A 22,669-nucleotide genomic window follows, 5' to 3' on the forward strand; every position below is an offset into this window, starting at 1 on the left:
GTAGGTTTGTTAAAAAGAGTTTATTCCTCTTCGTCATCAAAAATAGTGGGTTCAATCGTATTATCAACCACAACATTACCTAAATCGTTAAGTTCAATATTATCACTATCAAAATTAGTCATCGTATAATGTAATTTGCTACTTACTTTAACCAAATAAACAGCATCGGGTGTTTTAACCTCAATAGCTTCAATAGTTTCATTTCTATGATTATCAAAAGTGATAATATCATCATCTCCATAACCATCAGGGAATTTCTCAGTTAACAGATTTAAAACTTCAGGAGTTAGCTTTTTATAATCAACTATAATTCTTTTCATCTGGTCAAAATTTTATTGTTTTTTATATTTCAGATGTAATTCGGCAATAATAATGTAGGTTGGGTATCAACTAATTATTCTGGCTCATTTGATAATATCATAATAAAAATTTGGTTGACAATTAAATTTAGTAGCAATATTTATAAAATTACAAAAAAAAATATTTAAGTAGCATAAAATTTAAAAGCATTAATTATAGTGGCATCATCTACTAAACAATCTATTTCTGGGTTGCCAATATTTTTAAGAAGTACAAAATTTATGTTACCATGATTGTTTTTCTTATCGTATTTTAATAATTCTATAATGTTTTGATACTCGCTTTTATCAATACTTACTTTTTCATAATAACTTAAAAATAAGGCTTTAATTTCTTTAGTAGTTTTTTTTGGAAAACCCATTAATTCTGAAGATATGTAGCAAGCTAAAATCATTCCTATAATAACAGCTTCTCCATGCAATAAATCTTTTTTATTTGGATTGCTTAAAAAATAAGATTCTATGGCATGACCAAGAGTATGTCCAAAATTTAATGTTTTTCTAATTCCGTCTTCAAAAGGATCTGTTTCAACCACATTTTTTTTAATAATAACAGATTCGTAAATTAATTCATCTAAATCATCTAGCGATAATTTAGATAATTCTTTAAATTTATTCCAATAATTTTCATCTCTAATTAACCCATGTTTTAGCATTTCTGCTAGACCAGATCGCATTTGATTTTGTGGCAATGTCTCTAAAAATGTAGTATCAATAAGCACTAAATTTGGTGTAGTAATTACACCAATTTGGTTTTTTAAGTGCCCTAAATCTACACCTGTTTTACCGCCAACAGATGCATCTACCATAGATAATAACGAGGTAGGTACATTTATATAAGCAATTCCTCTTTTAAATGTAGAGGCTACAAACCCACCCAAATCTGTAATTACACCGCCACCAACATTTATTAGTAAACTTTTTCTATCGGCATCTAATTCAGAAAGGGTATTCCATACACCAGAGCAGGTTTCTATCGTTTTATTTTCTTCTCCAGATTCAATTTCAATAATTTCTATAACAACATTGGTTTCTAGTTTTGCTAAAAAATTTGGCAAGCAAAATTGATGGGTATTCTCATCAACTAAAATAAAAATTTTAGAAAAATTATTTGATTTAAGATGCTCATTTAATGAAGTGTAACAAGCACTATTAAAATGAATTATAGAATCATTTGCAGTAATCGATTTCATAAAAAATATCGCTATTAATTTAAGCAGTGAAATTAAGGAGTTTTTATATAAAATGATAACTAAGTCTTAATTATATTTGTGGAAAATTTTATAAATAATGGAAAAAACCGACTCTATTTTTGAGAATACCGAAATAGCGTTTGCACTTAAAAGCGATTCTGAATTAGAACGCGCATATTTTTTATTTAAAATGATTTCTATTGAGCCTTTGGTTAAAATAGGAACAGCTGCAACTAACTTTGCAATAAAAGCGCATTTACCGATTGAAGGGCTTATTCGTTCTACAGTTTTCGATCATTTCTGTGGTGGTGTCAATGAAGAGGATTGTTTACCTGTTATTGACAGAATGTATGAAAAAGGCGTAAGCTCTGTTTTAGATTACTCAGTAGAAGGGAAAGAAAATGAAGTTGAATTTGATGCTGCAATGCACATGATTCTTAAAATTATAGATTTTGCTAAAACCATTGATGCACTTCCTATTGCGGTATTTAAACCTACAGGTTTTGGACGTTTTTATTTATATGAAAAGTTAGGAAAAGGAGAGACTTTAACCGAAAAGGAACAAGAAGAATGGGATAGAGTAGTAAATAGGTTTGATGTAGTTTGTAAAAAATCTAAAGAAAATGATATTGCTATATTAATTGATGCCGAAGAAAGTTGGATGCAAGATGCTGCGGATGAATTGATAACAAAAATGATGCGAAAGTATAATACAGAAAAACCTATTGTGTTTAATACTTTGCAAATGTATAGACATGATAGACTAGACTTTTTAAAGCAGCAGCATCAATTAGCAAAGGCAGAAGGCTTTTACTTGGGGTATAAATTAGTACGTGGTGCTTATATGGAAAAAGAGAATGATCGTGCAGAAGAAAAAGGATATGTATCGCCTATTTGTGTGAATAAAAAAGCAACCGACATTAATTTTGATGAAGGTTTAAAATATGTTTTAGACAACTTAAATGAAATAGCTTTGTTTGCTGGCACACATAATGAAGAAAGTTCGTATTTATTAATGCAGTTAATGCAAGAAAGAAGCTTAGATAATAACGATTCGCGGGTTTGGTTTGGACAGCTTTATGGAATGAGCGATCATATTAGTTATAATTTAGCATACAAAGGTTATAATGTAGCTAAGTATATGCCTTTTGGCCCTGTAAAAGATGTTATGCCATACTTAATTAGAAGGGCGGAGGAAAACACTTCGGTAGCTGGACAAACCAGTAGAGAGCTTAATTTATTGGCCAAAGAGAAAAAACGTAGGAAACAAAAATAGTTACACATACTTTTTAAGTATTGTTTTTATTTCTTGAGGAGAATAATAAGGCGTAATGTTCAATAACTCATCAAAATTTAAAGTTTTTGTTGGTTTGTCACTATTACTTTTTACATGCATTATGTCTTTATGCTTTGTAGGTACTAGTGTCTCATCATTAGAAATTATATCCTCGTGCAATTTTTCACCAGAGCGAATTTTAGTAATTTTGATATCTATATCTTCGTTATAAAATGTAGTTAAAGTTTTTGCTAAATCTATTATTTTTATGGGTTTCCCCATGTTAAAAGTAAAAATAGAGTTTTCAAAATTTTCAAAACTTGTAATTTCTAATATTAAGTTACATGCTTTGTGCTTGCAAATAAAATAGCGAGAGATATTTTTATTCGTAACGGTTAAAGGTTTTCCTGCATTAATTTGATTTATAAATAAAGGAACAACCGATCCGTTAGAACCAAATATATTTCCAAAACGAGTGATGGTAAATTTAGTCTTTTCTATATTGTTTAAATTCAATAAGTAGAGTTCTGCAATACGCTTTGTCATTCCCATTGTACTAATTGGGTTAACGGCTTTATCGGTTGAAATAAAAATGAATTTTTTAACCGTATGCAAAATAGATAAATCTGCCAATAACTTGGTGCCAATTACATTTAGCTTTACAGCTTCGTAAGGGTTACATTCCATTAAAGGCACATGTTTGTATGCTGCTGTATGAAAAACGAGTGTAGGCTTATAGGTTTTAAAAAGGTGGCTTAGAGATTCTTTTTCGGTAATATTCAATAAAATGAATTTTACGTTATTTGTTTTATGCCCTAATGCCTGTTGAAGCTCGTATAGTGGAGATTCTGCAATGTCAACTAAAACGAGCTTTTTGTATTTGCAATGTAAGAGTTGCTTTGTAAGTCCGCTGCCAATGGAGCCTGCGGCACCAGTAATTAAAATGACTTCATTTGAAAAATCTAAATTAGGGTAGCTTTTTTTCGAATTACCTTTTAAATGAAGTAAACCCGAATCGTTAATTAATTGCTGGATATAATTTGAGGCAGATGTATTCATTGATTATCAACTTCGTCAAAATGTAGGTTTTAATAGATAAATTACATTAGCAAAGTATGAATAATTACCTTTTGAAGCAAATAAGTTACTAAAAGCTATTTTATTTTGTAATAACCTTTAATACAGTTATAAAAATTAGTTTTAAATCAAAAAAGAAATTTCGCTTTTCAATATACATTTTATTGAATCGTAATTTGTCCGGTATTATGGTTTTAATAAAATATTCTTCGGGGTTTTCAGCAGCTTTTAAAAGCTCCACTTCGTTTCTGTATTTTAACGATGCCAATCCTGTAATGCCGGGTCTAACTTGAAAAATTTTCATATCATCTTCATTATAAAAATTTACATAATAGCGCAATTCTGGTCTTGGGCCTACAAAGCTCATATCGCCTTTTAAGATATTTATAAGCTGGGGGAATTCATCAATTTTATAGCGTCTTAAAAAATAGCCAATTTTAGTTACACGAGAATCATTATTACCTAAAGTTAATAAGCCTTTATTTTCAGACTTAACATGCATTGTTCTAAACTTAAAAATGTTAAAATCAACATTGTTTTTACCAACACGATTTTGAATAAATAGAATAGGTCCTTTTGAGTCAAACTTAATTAAAACAGCAATTAAAACAAGAATAGGAAAGAGGAGTAATAATCCAATACATGAAAAAACTAAATCGAAAATGCGTTTTATCATTCTATTTTAAAGTTTGTAATGGTAGCAATACTGTCGCAATTTTCTACTGTTAGTGTAATTTCTTTTTTATTATAATCACCTTCAATTATATAAACACCGCAAGGTTTTTGGCGCGTATTACTTTCAGAAAAATTAATATCACCTTCTTTTAAAATATATTGTATTGCTATAGTATCGATTACTATATCATTACTATATTTTATAGTTTTTGAATTGATGTTTTTTAAGACTCTAGCATCTGGACCATAGTCGCAAGACACCTTTTTGCCGTTTAAAAAGAAAGCTAAAATAATTAATCCTAATGAGAACCCTCCCAAATAATACCCAATACGCTGTATTAATTTCATATACTAAAAATAACTTTTAACAAGGAAAGTTGGCTTAAAAAATTAGCAAGTTAATATCGCTATAATTTAAATCGAACCATTCACCAACAGGTTTGCTGGTTAAAATTCCGTGGTAAAAATACAACCCATTTTTTAAACCTCTATCAAATCTAAGAGAATTTTCAATACCACCTTCTTCGGCTATTTTTAGCAAATAAGGTGTAAATATATTACTTATTGAGACCGAAGCAGTTCGAGAGTATTTAGCCGGTATGTTAGGTACGCAATAATGTACTACATCATGCTTTATAAATGTTGGTTTTTTATGTGTAGTAACTTCGCTAGTTTCAAAACAACCACCCATATCTATACTCACATCTATAATTACAGCGCCTTTTTTCATGTGTTGTACCATGGCTTCTGACACTACAATAGGCGATCTGTTTTTTCCACGGACAGCACCAATGGCAACATCACAACGTTTTAAAGCTTTTGTTAAATTTTTTGGTTGTAATGTTGATGTAAAAAGTGGTCGACCAAGATTGGTTTGAATACTTCTTAATTTAGTAATAGAATTATCGAATATTTTTACATTGGCACCTAAGCCTATTGCACTTCTAGCTGCAAATTCGCCAACAGTACCTGCACCAAGAATAACTACTTCAACTGGAGGAACTCCACTAATATTACCAAACATTAACCCATTTCCATCCTTACTGTTTGACAATAATTCTGCTGCAATTAAAGTTGAAGCTGTACCAGCAATTTCGCTTAACGACCTCACTGCAGGATAGGTACCATCGGCATCTCTAATAAATTCAAAAGCAAGTGCTGTTATACGTTTTGATGCCAAGGCTTCAAAATATTTTTTTTCTTGAGTTTTAAGCTGTAATGCAGATATTAATATGGCTTGTGGGTTTAATAGTTTTATTTGCTCTAAACTTGGTGGTTCTACTTTTAAAATCATTGGACAGGAAAAAACTTTGGCAGTATCTTTTGTTATTTCTGCTCCAGCTTCACTGTAATCTTTATCACTAAAATTTGCGCCTTCACCTGCTCCAGATTCTAATAAAACTTTATGTCCGTTATAAACAAGAGCAGACACAGCATCTGGTGTTAAGCAAACTCTTTTTTCTTGATAAGCTGTTTCTTTTGGAATTCCAATAAAAAGTTCTCCTTTACGTTTGTTTATTTCAAGCATTTCTTCTTGTGGTAAAAGTTGTTGCTTTGTAAAAGGTGACAAAGATTTAGACATGTTTTGGTGTGTTAGAAAAATCAAATTACGAATAAATTTCTGATTGTTTTGTATTGTTAACGAAATTATTTTTAACACATAAAGGGATAAGTTTTAGACGAAATACCGTTTTAAACTGTTTTCTTGTAATATAATTATTATAAGTTTGTGTTTTAGTTGAATTATGATTTTAAAACCTATTCATTTCCTATTATTTATTTTTTCTATATCGTGCTTCTCGCAAGAATTTAGAGTAACTGGATATGTAAAAGATGCTAATAATAATCTGATTGCTTATGCAAACGTGGTAATAACTAAAAATTCTGAAGGGTATAAAGGAATTACAAATGGAACGTCTACAGATGAAAATGGGTATTTTATAATTGAAAATTTACAAGCAGGTAATTATACTTTTAAAGTAAGTTTTTTAGGGTATACTACATATAATGCCAATATTGAATTGAATAAGCACACTAAACTAAACACAATTGTTTTAGAAGAAAATTCAGAAGTACTAGACGGCGTTACTATAGTGGCAAAACGCCCAACAGTAAATAGACTTGTTGATCGCTTAGTTTTTAATGTTGAAAACTCTACACTATCAAATAATAATGTTTTAGATGTTTTAAAGCACACTCCAGGAGTTTTGGTTCATGATGGCAGTATTACTGTTAAAAACTCAGTACCTACGGTTTATATAAATGATAGAAGGGTTCATTTATCATCTAGTGAGATTCAACAGCTTTTAGAAGGTACATCGGCAACCAATGTTAAATCTATTGAGGTTATTACAAATCCGCCAGCAAAATATGAAGCCGAAGGAGGTGCAGTACTAAATATTGTAACCAGTAAAAATATTGTTGCTGGTTATAATGGTAGCGTTTTTGGTAATTATAAACAAGGTTCAAAATTCCCAAAATATTCTTTTGGTACAAGTCATTTTTTTAAAGCAAAAAGGTTAAATACTTATATAAATTATAATATAAACCCAAAAAAAGATTTTAGGAATAATAGTGAATCATTAAATTTTACAGATAATACGAGTTGGGAAACAGATTTAAAGAAAACTCGCAAAACTAAAAATCAGAATATAAATGCTAATATAGATTACGATTTAGACGAGAATAATAGCTTAGGGCTTTCTACAAATATACTAGTATCACCTAGAGAAGATACCAAAACAAGAATAAGCTCATTAACCGAAGTTTACAATAGTAATAAAATTTTAGATTCAACATTTAACACATCAAACAATCAAGTTAACGAAACTTTTAACTTAGCTTTTACTCTAGATTATATGCGTAAATTTAAAAAAGTAGGAGAGAAGCTGTCGGTTAGTTTTCATCATACTAATTATGATTTTTCAGGTTTTCAAAATGTTGATACTGATTACATGTTTCCTGATAAAACTGTGATTAGGAATAATAGATTTCAAACGTTTACAAGTCAAGAAATAAAGTTATATACTGGTCAGGTCGATTATGAATTACCAATTAGTAATTCAGCACAATTTGAAGCTGGTGGGAAGATTTCTAGTATTAATTCTGAAAGTATTTTAAATCAATTTACTTTTGAAAATGATATTAAAACTGAAGATTTACAAAATTCTGATACGTTTTTATATGATGAAACTAATTATGCATTATATACAAGTTATTCAAAAGATTGGGATGCATGGAGTTTAAAATCTGGGCTTAGAGTAGAATTTACAAATATTGAAGGAAATTCATTGTCTTCCAACCAAATCAATAATAATGATTATTTTAAGTTTTTTCCATCATTTCATGTTCTAAATAAACTGAATGATAATAATGAAATTTACTTTAATTATAATAAGCGTATTCATAGGCCTAGATATAGCCAATTAAATCCTTTTAAATATTTTTTAAATGATAATGCCTATATCACTGGAGATCCAAAACTAAAACCCCAGATTGACGATACTTTTACATTGGGCTATACTTTAAATAACAAGTTTACTTTTGAAGTTTATTATAGTTTTGAAAAAGACCCTACTTACGAAATTATATTTCAAGATAATGATGATAATATCTTAAAACAGATAAATACTAATATTGATAATAATATTTCTTACGGGTTAGATTTTACAACATATACTGAATTATTCCCAAGATGGAATTTGTATGTACTAACTTCTTTATTCTATTATGAAAACCAATTTTTTGCACTAGAGAGTGCTAATGAATTGTTTAAAATAGACAAGTGGTCTGTATATGCTCAGCTTATTAATTATTTTTCCTTTTTAAAAGATAAAAGCTTAACAGCAGATATAGCTTTCTTGCACATTTCTCCAATAGTAGATGGAGCATCAGATATTAGTTCAAGGTCAGGATTGGATATTAACTTAAGAAAAACATTTTGGAATAATAGAGCATCTTTGAGTGTTGGAGTTACAGATGTTTTTAACACGCAAAACTTTACTCAAACCACAAGGTATTTAAATCAAGATGTGTTTTTAAAATCTAGAATGGAAAATAGGTTATATACATTTGGGTTTAATTACAAGTTTGGCAACTATAGACTTACTTCTAACAAAAAAGAAATAGAGTTAAATGAACGGAATAGATTAGGAAATTCTTCTAATTAAAAATACTCCTTTACCTTACCCCAAAAGTTTTTAGGTGATAGTTTAAATTCTTCTTCTAATTCTTCTAATGATTTATTGGCTTCATTAATTCTATTAAAAATTCTTGCTCTAATTAAGTAAATAGTTGGTATTACAACAGCCATAATAGGAATTAAATAGTAAATTTGATTGTCATCAACATATTTTAAATCATCATTTAATATTATGATGATTTGGTAAAAATACATGGCAATAGGGACTAACAAAACATGATACCACCAATGTTTATTAGTGAAGAACCAAATGAATATTAAAAACAAAGGAATTAATTTATTTGAAAGGGTCCAAGCTACTGTTCTTACACTTTCATAGTATTTACTGTCATAAGAAAAGAAAAAAGTGTCCCAAACTTTTATGTTCGGAACACTTTCATATAAATCGAATAAATAGGGAGTAACAGCAATTAAAGTAGCAATGATACTACCCAGTACCAAGTTTTTTTTATTGTTGACCCCCTGGTATTTTGATTTTTGATCTTTCGATTTTTGCTGTTTGCTCTGCATCTAGGTTATATTGTGTAGCAGATTGTGCTAAAAACAACATACCTCCGAAAATTGCTATTGCAATTAAGTACTTTTTAGTTTTCATTTTATAAGGGATTTAATTAATTAATTACCCAAATGTAACTAAAGAGTATTTTGAAGAAACCGCTTAAATGTTAAAATTATGTTAAAAACAATGTTTTTTAAAATTTATGCTGTGGGTTTTCCGTAAATCTTCAAAAATCAGAGTATTTCATGTCATTTTTTCATCACAAATCATGCTTTGTTAGGGCTGTTTGCTTTTATATTTAGTTTTAATATTCTTTTGTTTTCTGAGCTAAATTCTATAAAAATTTCATCAAATTTATCAAACAAAACTGGTTCAATTTTTTCTGGCCATTCTATCAATTTATAATGTTCAGAATATAAATAATCTTCTATTCCAAAATTATAGGCTTCTTCAATATCATTGATTCTATATAAATCAAAATGATAAATCAAACCATCTTCAATTTCGTATTCATTAACAATTGAAAACGTTGGGCTACTCACTTCATCTTTACTACCAAGTGCAGCGACTATAGCTTTTATAAGTGTTGTTTTACCAACGCCCATATTTCCGTAGAACAATAAAGTTTTACTAGTTGCGTGTTTTATTAACTGTTTTGCAACATGCTCTACTTCATTTAGTTCGTAACTTATTTCCAATGTATACACTGTTTACTATGCAATACTACTAATAATTTTTGACAAAACCTAAGAAAAAATGCATTTCATCGATGTTTTATGTATTACATGGATTTTATTTAGGGTTTAAAACTACGAAAGGAATAATCATTTCTTCTAATGAAACACCACCATGTTGGTACGTATTTCTAAAATAACTTACGTAATGGTTGTAGTTATTTGGATATGCAAAAAACAAGTCGCTTTTTGCGAAAATATATGAACTACTCATCGTTATAGATGGCAAATGCACCTCTTTTGGATTTTTAGCTACAAATACATCTTTGCTATCGTAAGTTAGACTTCTACCTGTTTTATAACGAAGATTTAAACTCGTATCTCTATCGCCAACTACTTTCGATGGATTTTTCACATTAATCGTACCATGGTCTGTTGTTAGTATTAACTTAAAACCAAGTTGATGAGCAAGCTGAACCATTTCTAATAACGGTGAGTTTTTAAACCAACTCAATGCTAACGATCTGTAAGCTTTATCGTTTGATGCTAACTCTTTAACGACTTCCATTTCAGTTTTTGAATGCGAGAGCATATCTACAAAGTTGTAAACAACAACGGTTAAATCATTACTTTTTAATGAGTTGAAATTTTCAACTAATTTTCTCCCTGTCTTAAGGTTTGTTATTTTATGATATTCATAATCTAGGTTATCCAAACCTAATCGCTTCATTTGGCTTTGCAGAAATTCGGCTTCATAAAGATTTTTTCCACCTTCATCTGTATCATTTTTCCAATATTTCGGAAACAATTTTTCCATATCGCTAGGCATTAACCCAGAAAAAATAGCATTTCTTGCATATTGCGTTGCTGTTGGTAGAATGCTAAAAAAAGCATCTTCAATTTCTTTTTTATAATAGTTATTAATAATAGGTTCAAAAACCTTCCATTGGTCGTAGCGTAAATTATCTATAACGACGAGCAGTGTTGGTTGCTCTTTACTTAGTTCTGGAGCAATTTTTTCTTTAAATAGGGTATGAGACATTATTGGCGCATCTGTATGAGGCTCAAACCAACTCGCATAATTTTTATCTATAAATTTCCCAAATTGTATATTGGCTTCATTTTTTTGAGATTCTAAAATCTCAAACATACCTGCATCTTCTATGTCTTCTAACTGAATTTCCCAATAAATCAATTTTTGATAAAGACTTATCCATTCTTCATAAGAATTCACCATAGATAAATCCATAGCTATTTTTCTAAATTCTTGTTGATAATTAGAGGTCGTTTTTTCTGAAACCAATCTAGAGTGGTCCAAATTCTTCTTTAAACTTAATAATATTTGGTTTGGGTTTACTGGCTTTATCAAATAATCTGCTATTTTATTACCAATAGCTTCTTCCATTATATATTCTTCTTCACTTTTAGTAATCATTACTACGGGAAGATTATCTTGCTTTTCTTTAATTTCATTTAAGGTTTCAAGTCCAGTTAATCCAGGCATATTTTCATCTAAAAAAACAATATCAAACTTTGTATCGTCCAAAATATCAATAGCTTCAGTACCACTATTGCAGGTGGTAACTTTATAGTTTTTCTTTTCTAAAAATAAAATATGTGGCTTTAGTAAATCAATTTCATCATCAACCCAAAGTATATTTATCATATTAATTATTATTAATGTGTTTCATTTTAAATGTCCATTATGGACCTCATTAGTTATATTTGTAAATATTTAATGCAAAAATTTAAAGTTTGAACAAACTTAAAATATTAAACGACCCAATTTACGGTTTTATTACCATACCAAATTCATTAATTTTTGATTTAATACAGCATAAGTACTTTCAGCGTTTGCGCAGAATTACACAGATGGGTATGTCTTATTTAGTGTACCCTGGTGCTCATCATACTCGATTTCACCACGCTATTGGCTGTGTACACTTAATGCAGCAAGCGGTTAATGTGCTTCGTTTTAAAGGAGTTACAATTACAAATGAGGAAGAAGAAGCGCTTTATGTTGCTATTTTATTGCACGATATTGGTCATGGTCCTTTCTCACATGCCATGGAACATAGTATTGTGAATAATGTATCTCACGAGCAAATTTCGTTGCTTTTTATGGAGCGTTTAAACGAAGAGTTTAACTCAAATTTAACTCTAGCTATTAAAATTTTTAAAGGCGAATATCACAGGAGTTTTATGTGTCAGTTAATTTCTGGGCAATTAGATATGGATAGAGCCGATTATTTAAAACGTGATAGCTTTTACACTGGAGTAGCGGAAGGCAATATAAATAGCGAGCGTTTAATAACCATGCTAAATGTGGTTAATGATGAATTAGTTGTTGAAGAAAAAGGTATTTATAGTGTTGAAAAATTTATTATAGCCAGACGACTTATGTATTGGCAAGTGTATTTGCATAAAACTGGTTTGGTAGCAGAACAATTGCTTATTAGAGTTTTAAAACGAGCCAAAGAGTTAACAAATTTAGGATTGAATTTGAATGCTAGCAAGCCACTTCAGTACTTTTTATGTCATGAAATTTCTATAGAAAACTTTAATAAAGAAATATTAAACATATTCTCTGAGTTAGATGATTACGATATTATTTCAGCAATGAAAGCATGGCAAAATCATGATGATTTTGTATTGAGTAATTTATGTGAAATGATTATTAATAGAAATCTACTAAAAATCAAAATGAAAAATAAGCTAATTAAAAAAGATAAGCTTGAAAAGCATATTGAAAAACTAATTAAAACTTATAACATTTCTAAAAAAGAAGCTGAATATTTTGTGTTTACTGACAGTATTTCAAATCAAGCCTATCAAATAAAACATCAAAATATTAATATCCTGCATAAGTCTGGTAAAATTGAAGACATCGTTAAAGCATCAGACCAATTAAATCTTAAAGCTTTGTCAAAACCAGTTACTAAATATTATATGTGCTATCCTAAAGAAAAACTATAGAATGATATTTATATAAATAAATATACATATAGCAATAAAAAGCAATAGAGTAGTTGTACATGAAAAACTTTAGTACATTTTTCCTATTTTTGCGGTAATCAAAAAACAACAAATATTAAAGTGTGAAATTTACAGCACAACAAATAGCAGATATATTAGAAGGCGAAGTAGTTGGCAATCCAAATATTGAAGTATCAAAGCTATCAAAGATAGAAGAAGGTACAGAGGGCTCTTTAACATTTCTTGCAAATCCAAAATACACACCATATATATATTCAACAAAGGCATCTATCGCCATTGTAAATAAGGTGTTTACTCCAGAAATAGATATTAAAGTAACACTTATAAGAGTGGAAGATGCCTATAAGTCTTTTTCTAAGTTATTGGAATATTACAATCAAATAAAAAATAATAAAACAGGTATAGAAAGTCCAGTTTTTGTATCTGACTCTTCAAGATATGGCGACGATGTATATATAGGAGCATTCTCGTATATTGGAGAAAATGTGCATATTGGTAACAATGTAAAAATTCATCCTCATACATATATTGGTGATAATGTTGTTATAGATGATAATTCTGCAATATTTCCAGGAGCAAAGATTTATTCAGATTGTATTATTGGTAAGTATTGTGTTATTCATTCTGGAGCTGTTATTGGTGCAGATGGTTTTGGTTTTGCGCCAAATAAAAAAGGAGAATATACTAAAGTACCACAAATAGGAAATGTAATTATTGAAGATTATGTAGATATTGGTGCTACTACCACAATAGACAGAGCAACATTAGGTTCAACAATTATAAGAAAAGGTGTTAAATTAGATAACCATATTCAAATAGCCCACAATGTTGAGATTGGTAAAAACACAGTAATTGCAGCTCAAACAGGAGTTGCAGGTTCTACTAAAATAGGGGAAAATTGCCAAATAGGAGGTCAAGTAGGTATTGTTGGACATATTACTATAGGTAATAATGTAAAAATACAAGCACAATCTGGTATTGGTAGAAATGTAAAGGATAATGAAGTGCTACAAGGTTCTCCAGCTTTACCTTACGGAGATTATAATAAATCTTATGTACACTTTAAAAACCTACCAAAAATTGTTAAAGATATTAATGATTTAGAAAAAAATAAATGGGAATAGTAAATACAGAAATAAAACAAAAAACCTTAAAGAAAGAGGTGTCCTTAACAGGAGTTGGTTTACATACAGGTAAAAATGTAACCTTAACATTTAAACCAGCAACCGCTAATACTGGTTTAGCCTTTAAAAGAATTGATTTAGAAGGCGCGCCAATTATAGAGGCAGATGCAAATTATGTAACTAATACACAACGTGGTACTTGTTTAGAAAAGAATGGTGTAACCATACAAACTTCAGAGCATGTACTAGCTGCTTTAGTAGGTTTAGATGTTGATAATGCCATTATTGAATTAAACGAATCTGAACCTCCAATTATGGATGGGTCTTCAAAGTTTTTTGTAGAAGCTATAGAAAAAGCTGAAGTAGTAGAATTAGATGCTTTTAGAGATGAATTTGTTATTACAGATGTTATTTCTTATACAGATGAAGAATCTGGAAGTGAAATTTTAGTAATGCCTTCAAAAGAATACCAAATAACTACTATGGTAGATTTTGGTACTAAGGTTTTAGGAACACAAAATGCAACTTTAAATCAGATTTCAGATTTTAAAAAGGACATTTCAGATTCACGAACATTTAGTTTTTTACATGAAATTGAAATGTTATTAGAGCATGGATTAATAAAAGGTGGTGATTTAAACAATGCTATAGTTTATGTAGATAAAGAGTTATCTCCAGAAACTATGAAAAAATTAAGAATAGCATTCAAAAAAGATAATATAGCAGTTAAGCCTAATGGTATTTTAGACAACCTTACTTTACATTATCCTAATGAAGCTGCAAGACATAAATTGCTAGATGTTTTAGGAGATTTAGCCCTTATTGGTACAAGAATAAGAGGAAAAGTAATAGCCAATAAGCCAGGACATTTTGTTAATACCCAGTTTGCGAAAAAGCTATCTAAAATTATTAAAAACGAACGTCGTAATAATGTGCCAAATATTGACTTGAATCAATCGCCTTTAATGGATATTACTCAAATCATGGCAATGCTTCCACACAGGCAACCATTTTTACTTATAGATAAGGTTTTCGAACTTTCTGATAGCCATGTCATAGCTACAAAAAATGTAACTATGAACGAAGAGTTTTTTAAAGGCCATTTTCCTGGAGCTCCTGTAATGCCTGGAGTTTTAATAGTTGAAGCTATGGCGCAAACAGGAGGCGTTTTAGTTTTAAATACAGTGCCTGATCCTGAAAATTACTTAACATTTTTTATGAAGATGGACAATGTTAAGTTTAAACAAAAAGTTGTTCCAGGTGATACACTAATTTTCAAATGTTCATTAATAACACCTATACGTCGTGGTATTTGTCATATGCAGGGTTATGCTTATTCTAATGGTAAGCTATGTGCAGAGGCTGAACTAATGGCTCAAATATCAAAAGTTAAATAACTATGAACCGAGCAATCACTACATATTTATTTTATTGAAAAGCCTTAAATTGCGAACACATTTTTACCGTTAAAAAATAAAGTTTCAAAAATGAATCAGCCACTTGCTTACGTGCACCCAGGTGCAAAAATTGCTAAAAACGTTGTTATAGAGCCTTTTACTACTATACACAATAATGTAAAGATAGGAGAAGGAACATGGATTGGTAGTAATGTTACCATTATGGAAGGAGCTCGCATTGGCAAAAATTGTAATATTTTTCCAGGATCAGTAATATCTGCTGTTCCACAAGATTTAAAATATAATGAAGAAGATACTACCGTTGAGATAGGAGATAATGTTACTATTCGCGAATGCGTAACCATAAATAGAGGCACAGCGGATAGAATGAAAACAGTTATTGGAAATAATTGTCTAATCATGGCGTATTGTCATATTGCTCACGATTGTATTGTCGGAAATAATTGTATTTTCTCAAATAACAGTACGCTTGCTGGTCATATTACCATAGGTGATTATGTTGTTTTAGCAGGCATGACGGCGGTTCATCAATTTGTATCTATAGGAAATCATGCTTTTGTAACTGGGGGGTCTTTGGTAAGAAAAGATGTGCCTCCTTATGTAAAAGCTGCAAGAGAACCATTATCATATGTTGGTATTAATTCTGTTGGATTACGACGACGCGGTTACTCAACAGAAAAAATTAGAGAAATTCAAAATATATTCCGAATACTTTATCAAAAAAACTACAATAACACCCAAGCCTCTGAGATTATTGAAGCCGAAATGGAAGCCACTCCAGAGCGCGACGAAATCCTTCAATTTATAAAAAATTCGCATCGCGGTATTATGAAAGGATATTTCAAATCAAATTAATTTGAGTTTAATAAAAGAAATAATAAAAATAGCTTTACAGCTAGAACGACTTAACAACAAACAATAAAATGGCAAGTACATCAGATATTAGAAACGGATTGTGCATCAGGTATAACCACGACATTTATAAAATAATAGAATTCTTACACGTAAAACCTGGAAAAGGCCCTGCATTTGTAAGAACAAAAATGAAAAGTGTAACTAGCGGAAAAGTGCTAGACAATACATTTTCAGCTGGTCATAAGATTGATGATGTACGTGTAGAAACACATAAATTTCAATATTTATATAATGATGGTGAGTTTTATCATTTTATGAATGAAGCAGATTATACGCAAATTAGATTATTAGAAGCAGCTTTAGATAGACCAGATTTAATGAAAGAAGGAGAAGTTGTTACTGTATTAATAAATACTGAAGATAATATGCCACTATCTGTAGAAATGCCAGCAAGTGTTATTTTAGAAGTTACTGCTACCGAACCAGGTGTTAAAGGAAATACTGCTACAAATGCTACTAAACCAGCTACGGTTGAAACAGGAGCAGAGGTTAATGTGCCTTTATTTATAAATGAAGGTGATAAAATAAAAATTGAAACTGATAAAGGGACTTATAAAGAACGTGTGAAGGAATAATGAAATTCCCCAAAGCACATACACTTAAAAATATTGCTCAAATAATTGATTGCGAATTTATTGGGACTGGTGATTTTCCAGTTTTAGGCATGAATGAAATTCATGTGGTAGAAACTGGAGACATTGTTTTTGTTGACCATCCTAAGTACTATGATAAAGCTTTAGAATCAAAAGCAACAGTAATATTAATCAATAAAAAAGTTGATTGTCCTGAAGGAAAAGCATTGCTTATTAGCGATGATCCGTTTAGAGATTTTAACAAGCTCACCAATCATTTTAAACCCTTTCAACCTTCTGGTTGTCAAATATCAAAAACTGCAAAAATTGGTAAAAACACTGTAATTCAACCCAATTGCTTTATAGGAAATAATGTAGAAATTGGAGATAATTGTATCATTCATTCCAATGTGAGTATCTATGATAATGCTATTATTGGTAATCATGTCGAAATTCATTCAGGCTCAGTTTTAGGCGCTAGTGCATTTTATTATAAAAATAGACCTTCAGGATTTGATCCATTAAAATCTGGTGGACGTGTCGTTATTGAAAATCACGTAGATATTGGAGCAGCTTGCACTATTGATAGAGGTGTAACTGCAGATACTACTATTAAAGAAGGTACAAAAATTGACAATCAAGTTCAAATTGGTCACGATACTGTTATTGGTAAAAAATGCTTAATAGCATCGCAAGTTGGTATTGCGGGTTGTGTTATTATTGAAGATGAAGTAACTATTTGGGGACAAGTTGGAATTACTAGCGGCATTACTATTGGAGCAAAAGCTGTAATTTCTGCAAAAGCAGGAGTAAGCAAATCATTAGAAGGAGGCAAAAGTTATTTCGGAATTCCAGCAGATGACTTCCGTACAAAATATAAAGAAATAGCTTCTATTAGAAAGATTCCAGAGTTATTAGAAAAATTAAAACAACTGGATAAATAAAAACCCGTTTTTACTTTAAAGTTTTAATACAAAAAATTACTTTTGCTCAGTAATATAAACAAATACAAATAATCTCTTATGAGTGTTTTAGTAAATAAAGATTCAAAAATAATTGTTCAAGGATTTACTGGTAGTGAAGGTACATTTCACGCTAGTCAAATGATAGAATACGGCACTAATGTTGTTGGTGGTGTAACTCCAGGTAAAGGTGGACAAACACACTTAGAAAGGCCTGTTTTTAATACTGTAAAAGAAGCAGTAGAAAAAGCTGAAGCAGATACAACTATTATTTTTGTTCCGCCAGCATTTGCTGCCGATGCTATTATGGAAGCTGCAGATGCAGGGATTAAAGTGATTATTACAATTACAGAAGGTATTCCTGTTGCAGATATGATAACGGCTTCAAATTATATAAAAAATAAAGATTGTAGATTAATCGGCCCTAATTGCCCAGGCGTTATTACTCCAGGTGAAGCTAAAGTTGGTATTATGCCAGGGTTTGTATTTAAAAAAGGAAAAGTTGGTATTGTTTCAAAATCGGGGACATTAACTTATGAAGCAGCAGATCAAGTTGTGAAGCAAGGCCTAGGAATTACTACAGCCATTGGTATTGGAGGTGATCCAATTATAGGAACAACAACTAAAGAAGCTGTAGAGTTATTAATAAACGATCCAGAAACTGAGGCAGTTGTTATGATTGGTGAAATTGGCGGACAATTAGAAGCCGATGCAGCAAACTGGTATAAAGCTAGTGGTAGCAAAAAACCAGTTGTAGGTTTTATTGCTGGAGAAACTGCGCCTGCTGGACGAACCATGGGGCATGCAGGGGCTATTGTTGGCGGTAGTGATGATACGGCACAAGCAAAAAAGAAAATTATGAGAGCTTGTGGTATACACGTTGTGGATTCTCCTGCTGAAATAGGAAAGAAAATAGCCGAGGTTTTAGCTTAATATATAGACTCAATAAATTGTAAAAACCTCACAAGATTTTGTGAGGTTTTTTATTTGATACAACTTGTAATTACTATATTTGAATATCAACTATTTTATATAAATCGAATGAAATTATTAGAAGGAAAAACAGCCATTGTAACAGGAGCAAGTAGAGGTATTGGAAAAGGTATTGCTAAAGTATTTGCAGAACACGGGGCAAATGTAGCATTTACATACAGTTCTTCTGTTGAAGCTGCAAACGAACTTGAAAACGAATTAAACGCTTTAGGTATTAAAGCTAAAGGCTATCAAAGTAATGCAGCAAGTTTTGATGACGCTCAAAAATTAGCAGAAGACGTTGCAACCGAATTTGGAAGTATTGATATTTTAGTAAACAATGCCGGCATCACTAAAGATAATTTACTAATGCGTATTACCGAAGAAGATTTTGATAAAGTCATCGAAGTAAACCTTAAGTCTGTTTTTAATATGACCAAAGCAGTACAACGCACGATGCTAAAACAACGTAAAGGATCAATAATTAATATGAGTTCTGTGGTAGGTGTAAAAGGAAATGCTGGTCAAACAAATTATGCAGCTTCCAAAGCAGGAATTATTGGGTTTTCAAAATCTGTAGCTTTAGAATTAGGTTCAAGAAATATAAGAAGTAACGTAGTTGCACCAGGTTTTATTGAAACTGAAATGACAGCAAAACTTGATGAAGAAGTTGTAAAAGGATGGCGTGCAGCAATTCCTTTAAAACGCGGTGGAACTCCAGATGATATCGCTAATGTTTGTGTGTTTTTAGCAAGTGATATGAGTGCTTATGTTACAGGACAAACACTAAATGTTGATGGTGGAATGTTAACTTAATTCTATTTTATTATTCTCTCGAAGGAGGAATCTCTTAAATAATAGCTCTTAGCTTTAATGCAAACAGAAACTATATTATACATTATTATTGCTGGAATTATAGCGCTTTTATTAGCGCTTTTTCAGTATATAAAAGGCAAGCAAAGTGTTTCTAAGCTAAACATGTTATTTTCGTTTTTAAGATTTCTTACTTTGTTTTCAGTTTTTCTATTACTCATCAATCCAAAATTTAATCATATAAGCTTAACTATAGAAAAACCAAATCTAGTTATAGCTATTGATAATTCCAGTTCTATAAAACACTTAAAACAAGATAAAAGTGCTTTAAGTATTATTAACAAACTATCACAAAACAGCAAATTAAATAATAAATTTAATATATCAAAATACACTTTTGGAGAGCAATTAAAGCCATTTGATTCTATTCGATTTTCTGAAAAACAGACTAATATTTCTGATGCTTTTAATCAGTTATCACAAGTCTATAAAAACACGAATACAGCTACCATTCTAATTTCTGATGGTAATCAAACCTTTGGAAATGATTATGAATTTATAAACTCAAAATATAAAACTCCTATTTATCCTATTATTTTGGGTGATACTGTAATGCACACCGATTTAAAAATTCAACAACTGAATGTTAATAGGTATGCCTATTTAAAAAATCGTTTCCCAATTGAAGTGATAATGACTTACAACGGAAATAGCAATGTAAATACTCGTTTTGTCGTTACTCGCGGAAATACAACGGTATATTCTCAAGTTATTGATTTTTCAAAAGATAACAATTCTAAAACAATTAACTTTACTTTGCCAGCAAATCGTGTTGGTGTTAGTAGTTTAAAAGCAACAATAATTCCTATTGAAAACGAGAAGAATGTTATTAATAATACTAAAAATTTTGCAGTTGAAGTCATCGATCAAAAAACAAAAATTGCTATTGTTAGCGATTTTCTGCATCCAGATTTAGGAACTTTAAAGAAAAGTATTGAAAGTAACGAACAACGTTCTGTTGTTTTTTTAAATTCAAACGAAATAGTTAATCAAATAAATGATTTTCAATTAATTATAATTAATCAACCAAACAATAAGTTTAAAGAATTATTTGATATTATTAATAAAGAAAACAAAAACAGATTCATAATTATTGGTACAAAAACCGACTTAAATTTTGTAAATAGAGTGAGTCAAAATTTCGCTCACGAAATAACAAATCAAGTTGAAGACTATCAAGCCGAATTAAATCTAAACTATTCACCTTTTATTATAGATGATATAGATTTTGAATCGTTTCCACCTCTAAAATCAAATTTTGGAGCTGCTAATTTTTCAATTCCTTTTGAAACTATTTTAAATAAAAAATTAGGAGATGTTTCAACAAAACAACCACTTTTAGCAACTTTTGAAACAAATAACAGAAGAGAGGCCATTTTATTTGGGGAAAACATATGGCAGTGGCGCGCTCAGAGTTTTATAAACACAAAATCGTTTAATGCATTTGACAATTTTATTGGGAAACTCGTTCAATATTTAGCGTCAAACAAGCGCAGAAATAGGTTAAACATTGAATACGAATCATTTTATAATGGCAATACCAATGTGATAATTAAAGCACAGTTTTTCGATAAAAACTATGTTTTTGATGCACGAGAAACCCTTAATATCAAAGTAAAAGATAAGGTGTTAGACGAAGAGAGAACATTTCCTCTTATTTTAAAAAACAATAATTATCAAGTCGATTTGAGTAATTTACCACCTTCAGAATATAGTTTTATAGTTAAAGCTACAAATGAAAATATTTCAAAGGCAGGCACTTTTCAAATTTTAGAATATAATGTTGAGCAGCAATTTTTAAATGCCAATGCAACAAAGTTAAGTCAATTGGCTACTAATAGCCGTGGCGCAAGCTACTTTGTTGATAAAGTTGATAGTTTAATAAACAACTTAATAAACGATAATCGTTACACTACCATACAAAAAAGCAATAAAAATACCATACCTTTGATAGATTGGAAATTTTTACTCGTTGTCATAGCATTTAGCCTAGGGATCGAGTGGTTTTTAAGAAAATATAACGGATTAATTTAAATAAAAAAATAGAATGGAAAAATTACCAAAAGTTGCATTACCAGTAATTATTGTTGCAATAATACTTGTTGTATTGTTAGCAAAATCTGCAGTAACTATAGATTCTGGGCATGCTGGAGTTGTACACGAAACACTTGGAGAAGGTGTAGACCCTAATAAAGATGCTTTAGGACCTGGTTTTCACATTATAGCACCTTGGAATCGTGTTATAGATTATGAAACACGTCAACAGGAAATGCCTGAAAAAATGTCTGTTTTATCTTCTAATGGATTAGATATAAAATTAGATGCTTCTGTATTATATGAACCAGATTTTAAAAATTTGGGTAGATTGCATAATCAAAAAGGAATAGAATATAAAAGCAGGGTTTTACAACCAGCGATTAGAAGTGCTGCGCGTAGTGTTGTTGGACGTTATACACCTGAACAATTGTATTCAAGTAAAAGAGATGCTATTCAAGATGAGATTTTAGAGGAAACTAAAAAAATTGTAGAACCGCAATTCATTCAAATTAATGATATTTTAATTAGAGATGTAACATTACCTGCAACCATTAAAGATGCAATAGAGCGTAAACTAAAACAAGAGCAAGAATCTTTAGAATATGAGTTTAGATTAGTTACAGCATCTAAAGAAGCTGAAAAAGTAATTATTGAAGCCCAAGGTAAAGCAGATGCAAATAAAATTTTAAGTGCGTCTTTGACAGATAAAATTTTGCAAGATAAAGGTATTGAGGCAACCACGAAACTAGCAGAGTCTCCAAATAGTAAAGTAGTTATTATAGGCTCTGGAGATAGCGGATTGCCTATTATTTTAGGAAACCAGTAAAAGATATAGTAATAGAATA

22 protein-coding genes are annotated in these 22,669 nt (G+C 30.3%); 12 read left to right on the top strand and 10 right to left on the bottom strand.

The genetic code is table 11. From position 1 onward, the window contains the following. Positions 1 to 20: 20 nt before the first annotated feature. Both AADI82_RS01265 and aroB read right to left on the bottom strand, forming a co-directional pair. Positions 21 to 320 (bottom strand): hypothetical protein, encoded by a 300-nt coding sequence (locus AADI82_RS01265; RefSeq protein WP_341214654.1) that lies wholly within the window; start codon positions 318 to 320, stop codon positions 21 to 23. 164 nt (positions 321 to 484) lie between these two features. After that, complete coding sequence (gene aroB, locus AADI82_RS01270) at positions 485 to 1,552, bottom strand: 3-dehydroquinate synthase (RefSeq protein WP_341214655.1); 1,068 nt, start codon at positions 1,550 to 1,552, stop codon at positions 485 to 487. Between the two features lie 97 nt (positions 1,553 to 1,649). On the opposite strand from aroB, the gene AADI82_RS01275 reads away from it, so the two are divergent. Then, positions 1,650 to 2,828: a proline dehydrogenase family protein gene (locus tag AADI82_RS01275; RefSeq protein ID WP_341214656.1), complete on the top strand. Its 1,179-nt coding sequence runs from the start codon at positions 1,650 to 1,652 to the stop codon at positions 2,826 to 2,828. Here the strand turns inward: AADI82_RS01275 and AADI82_RS01280 are convergent, their stop codons facing one another. The 4 genes from AADI82_RS01280 to AADI82_RS01295 form a co-directional block, all read right to left on the bottom strand. Beyond that, positions 2,829 to 3,887: an SDR family NAD(P)-dependent oxidoreductase gene (locus AADI82_RS01280; protein ID WP_341214657.1), complete on the bottom strand. Its 1,059-nt coding sequence runs from the start codon at positions 3,885 to 3,887 to the stop codon at positions 2,829 to 2,831. Between the two features lie 100 nt (positions 3,888 to 3,987). After that, on the bottom strand, positions 3,988 to 4,581 hold the full coding sequence (locus tag AADI82_RS01285; protein ID WP_341214658.1) for a sugar transferase: 594 nt from the start codon (positions 4,579 to 4,581) through the stop codon (positions 3,988 to 3,990). Further along, a complete protein-coding gene (locus tag AADI82_RS01290) occupies positions 4,578 to 4,928 on the bottom strand; it encodes a hypothetical protein (protein ID WP_341214659.1) in 351 nt (116 codons plus the stop codon). Before AADI82_RS01290 ends, AADI82_RS01285 begins: the two co-directional genes overlap by 4 nt. A 34-nt stretch (positions 4,929 to 4,962) precedes the next feature. Then, the gene (locus AADI82_RS01295) at positions 4,963 to 6,162 is read right to left on the bottom strand and encodes an alanine dehydrogenase (protein ID WP_341214660.1); all 1,200 of its coding nucleotides are present in this window, start codon (positions 6,160 to 6,162) and stop codon (positions 4,963 to 4,965) included. Between the two features lie 163 nt (positions 6,163 to 6,325). Here AADI82_RS01295 and AADI82_RS01300 point away from each other — a divergent pair, with 163 nt between their 5' ends. Further along, on the top strand, positions 6,326 to 8,749 hold the full coding sequence (locus AADI82_RS01300; RefSeq protein WP_341214661.1) for an outer membrane beta-barrel family protein: 2,424 nt from the start codon (positions 6,326 to 6,328) through the stop codon (positions 8,747 to 8,749). Here AADI82_RS01300 and AADI82_RS01305 read toward each other — a convergent pair. The 4 genes from AADI82_RS01305 to AADI82_RS01320 form a co-directional block, all read right to left on the bottom strand. Next, positions 8,746 to 9,222 (bottom strand): hypothetical protein, encoded by a 477-nt coding sequence (locus AADI82_RS01305; protein ID WP_341214662.1) that lies wholly within the window; start codon positions 9,220 to 9,222, stop codon positions 8,746 to 8,748. The genes AADI82_RS01300 and AADI82_RS01305 overlap by 4 nt on opposite strands. Positions 9,223 to 9,229: 7 nt before the next feature. Beyond that, the gene (locus AADI82_RS01310) at positions 9,230 to 9,376 is read right to left on the bottom strand and encodes a hypothetical protein (protein ID WP_341214663.1); all 147 of its coding nucleotides are present in this window, start codon (positions 9,374 to 9,376) and stop codon (positions 9,230 to 9,232) included. Between the two features lie 170 nt (positions 9,377 to 9,546). Further along, the gene (tsaE, locus tag AADI82_RS01315; protein WP_341214664.1) at positions 9,547 to 9,978 is read right to left on the bottom strand and encodes a tRNA (adenosine(37)-N6)-threonylcarbamoyltransferase complex ATPase subunit type 1 TsaE; all 432 of its coding nucleotides are present in this window, start codon (positions 9,976 to 9,978) and stop codon (positions 9,547 to 9,549) included. 94 nt (positions 9,979 to 10,072) lie between these two features. Continuing rightward, positions 10,073 to 11,626 carry a bifunctional response regulator/alkaline phosphatase family protein gene (locus AADI82_RS01320; RefSeq protein ID WP_341214684.1) on the bottom strand — a complete coding sequence of 518 codons (1,554 nt, stop codon included), beginning with the start codon at positions 11,624 to 11,626 and terminating at the stop codon, positions 10,073 to 10,075. An 83-nt stretch (positions 11,627 to 11,709) separates the two neighbouring features. On the opposite strand from AADI82_RS01320, the gene AADI82_RS01325 reads away from it, so the two are divergent. From AADI82_RS01325 to AADI82_RS01370, 10 genes are all read left to right on the top strand, one after another. Beyond that, positions 11,710 to 12,930 carry an HD domain-containing protein gene (locus tag AADI82_RS01325; RefSeq protein ID WP_341214665.1) on the top strand — a complete coding sequence of 407 codons (1,221 nt, stop codon included), beginning with the start codon at positions 11,710 to 11,712 and terminating at the stop codon, positions 12,928 to 12,930. Between the two features lie 122 nt (positions 12,931 to 13,052). Next, positions 13,053 to 14,075, top strand: coding sequence for a UDP-3-O-(3-hydroxymyristoyl)glucosamine N-acyltransferase (gene lpxD / locus AADI82_RS01330; protein WP_341214666.1), 1,023 nt, complete (start codon positions 13,053 to 13,055; stop codon positions 14,073 to 14,075). Next, complete coding sequence (locus AADI82_RS01335) at positions 14,066 to 15,472, top strand: bifunctional UDP-3-O-[3-hydroxymyristoyl] N-acetylglucosamine deacetylase/3-hydroxyacyl-ACP dehydratase (RefSeq protein WP_341214667.1); 1,407 nt, start codon at positions 14,066 to 14,068, stop codon at positions 15,470 to 15,472. The genes lpxD and AADI82_RS01335 overlap by 10 nt, the downstream gene beginning before the upstream one ends. Positions 15,473 to 15,562: 90 nt before the next feature. Beyond that, the gene (lpxA, locus tag AADI82_RS01340) at positions 15,563 to 16,348 is read left to right on the top strand and encodes an acyl-ACP--UDP-N-acetylglucosamine O-acyltransferase (protein ID WP_034039843.1); all 786 of its coding nucleotides are present in this window, start codon (positions 15,563 to 15,565) and stop codon (positions 16,346 to 16,348) included. Positions 16,349 to 16,416: 68 nt separating this feature from the next. Then, positions 16,417 to 16,983 (top strand): elongation factor P, encoded by a 567-nt coding sequence (gene efp, locus AADI82_RS01345; RefSeq protein ID WP_341214668.1) that lies wholly within the window; start codon positions 16,417 to 16,419, stop codon positions 16,981 to 16,983. Then, positions 16,983 to 17,924: a UDP-3-O-(3-hydroxymyristoyl)glucosamine N-acyltransferase gene (locus tag AADI82_RS01350; protein WP_341214669.1), complete on the top strand. Its 942-nt coding sequence runs from the start codon at positions 16,983 to 16,985 to the stop codon at positions 17,922 to 17,924. The genes efp and AADI82_RS01350 overlap by 1 nt, the downstream gene beginning before the upstream one ends. Positions 17,925 to 18,002: 78 nt before the next feature. Continuing rightward, entirely contained in the window at positions 18,003 to 18,875 is an 873-nt protein-coding gene (gene sucD, locus AADI82_RS01355) for a succinate--CoA ligase subunit alpha (protein ID WP_341214670.1), read from the top strand. A gap of 108 nt (positions 18,876 to 18,983) precedes the next feature. Beyond that, on the top strand, positions 18,984 to 19,730 hold the full coding sequence (fabG, locus tag AADI82_RS01360; protein ID WP_341214671.1) for a 3-oxoacyl-[acyl-carrier-protein] reductase: 747 nt from the start codon (positions 18,984 to 18,986) through the stop codon (positions 19,728 to 19,730). Between the two features lie 57 nt (positions 19,731 to 19,787). Then, positions 19,788 to 21,821: a VWA domain-containing protein gene (locus AADI82_RS01365; RefSeq protein WP_341214672.1), complete on the top strand. Its 2,034-nt coding sequence runs from the start codon at positions 19,788 to 19,790 to the stop codon at positions 21,819 to 21,821. Between the two features lie 13 nt (positions 21,822 to 21,834). Beyond that, entirely contained in the window at positions 21,835 to 22,650 is an 816-nt protein-coding gene (locus AADI82_RS01370) for a prohibitin family protein (protein ID WP_341214673.1), read from the top strand. The last annotated feature ends 19 nt before the right edge of the window (positions 22,651 to 22,669 follow it).

Origin of the sequence: uncultured Wocania sp., from assembly GCF_964021735.1 — a bacterium.
In the GTDB taxonomy this organism is placed as follows: domain Bacteria; phylum Bacteroidota; class Bacteroidia; order Flavobacteriales; family Flavobacteriaceae; genus Wocania_A.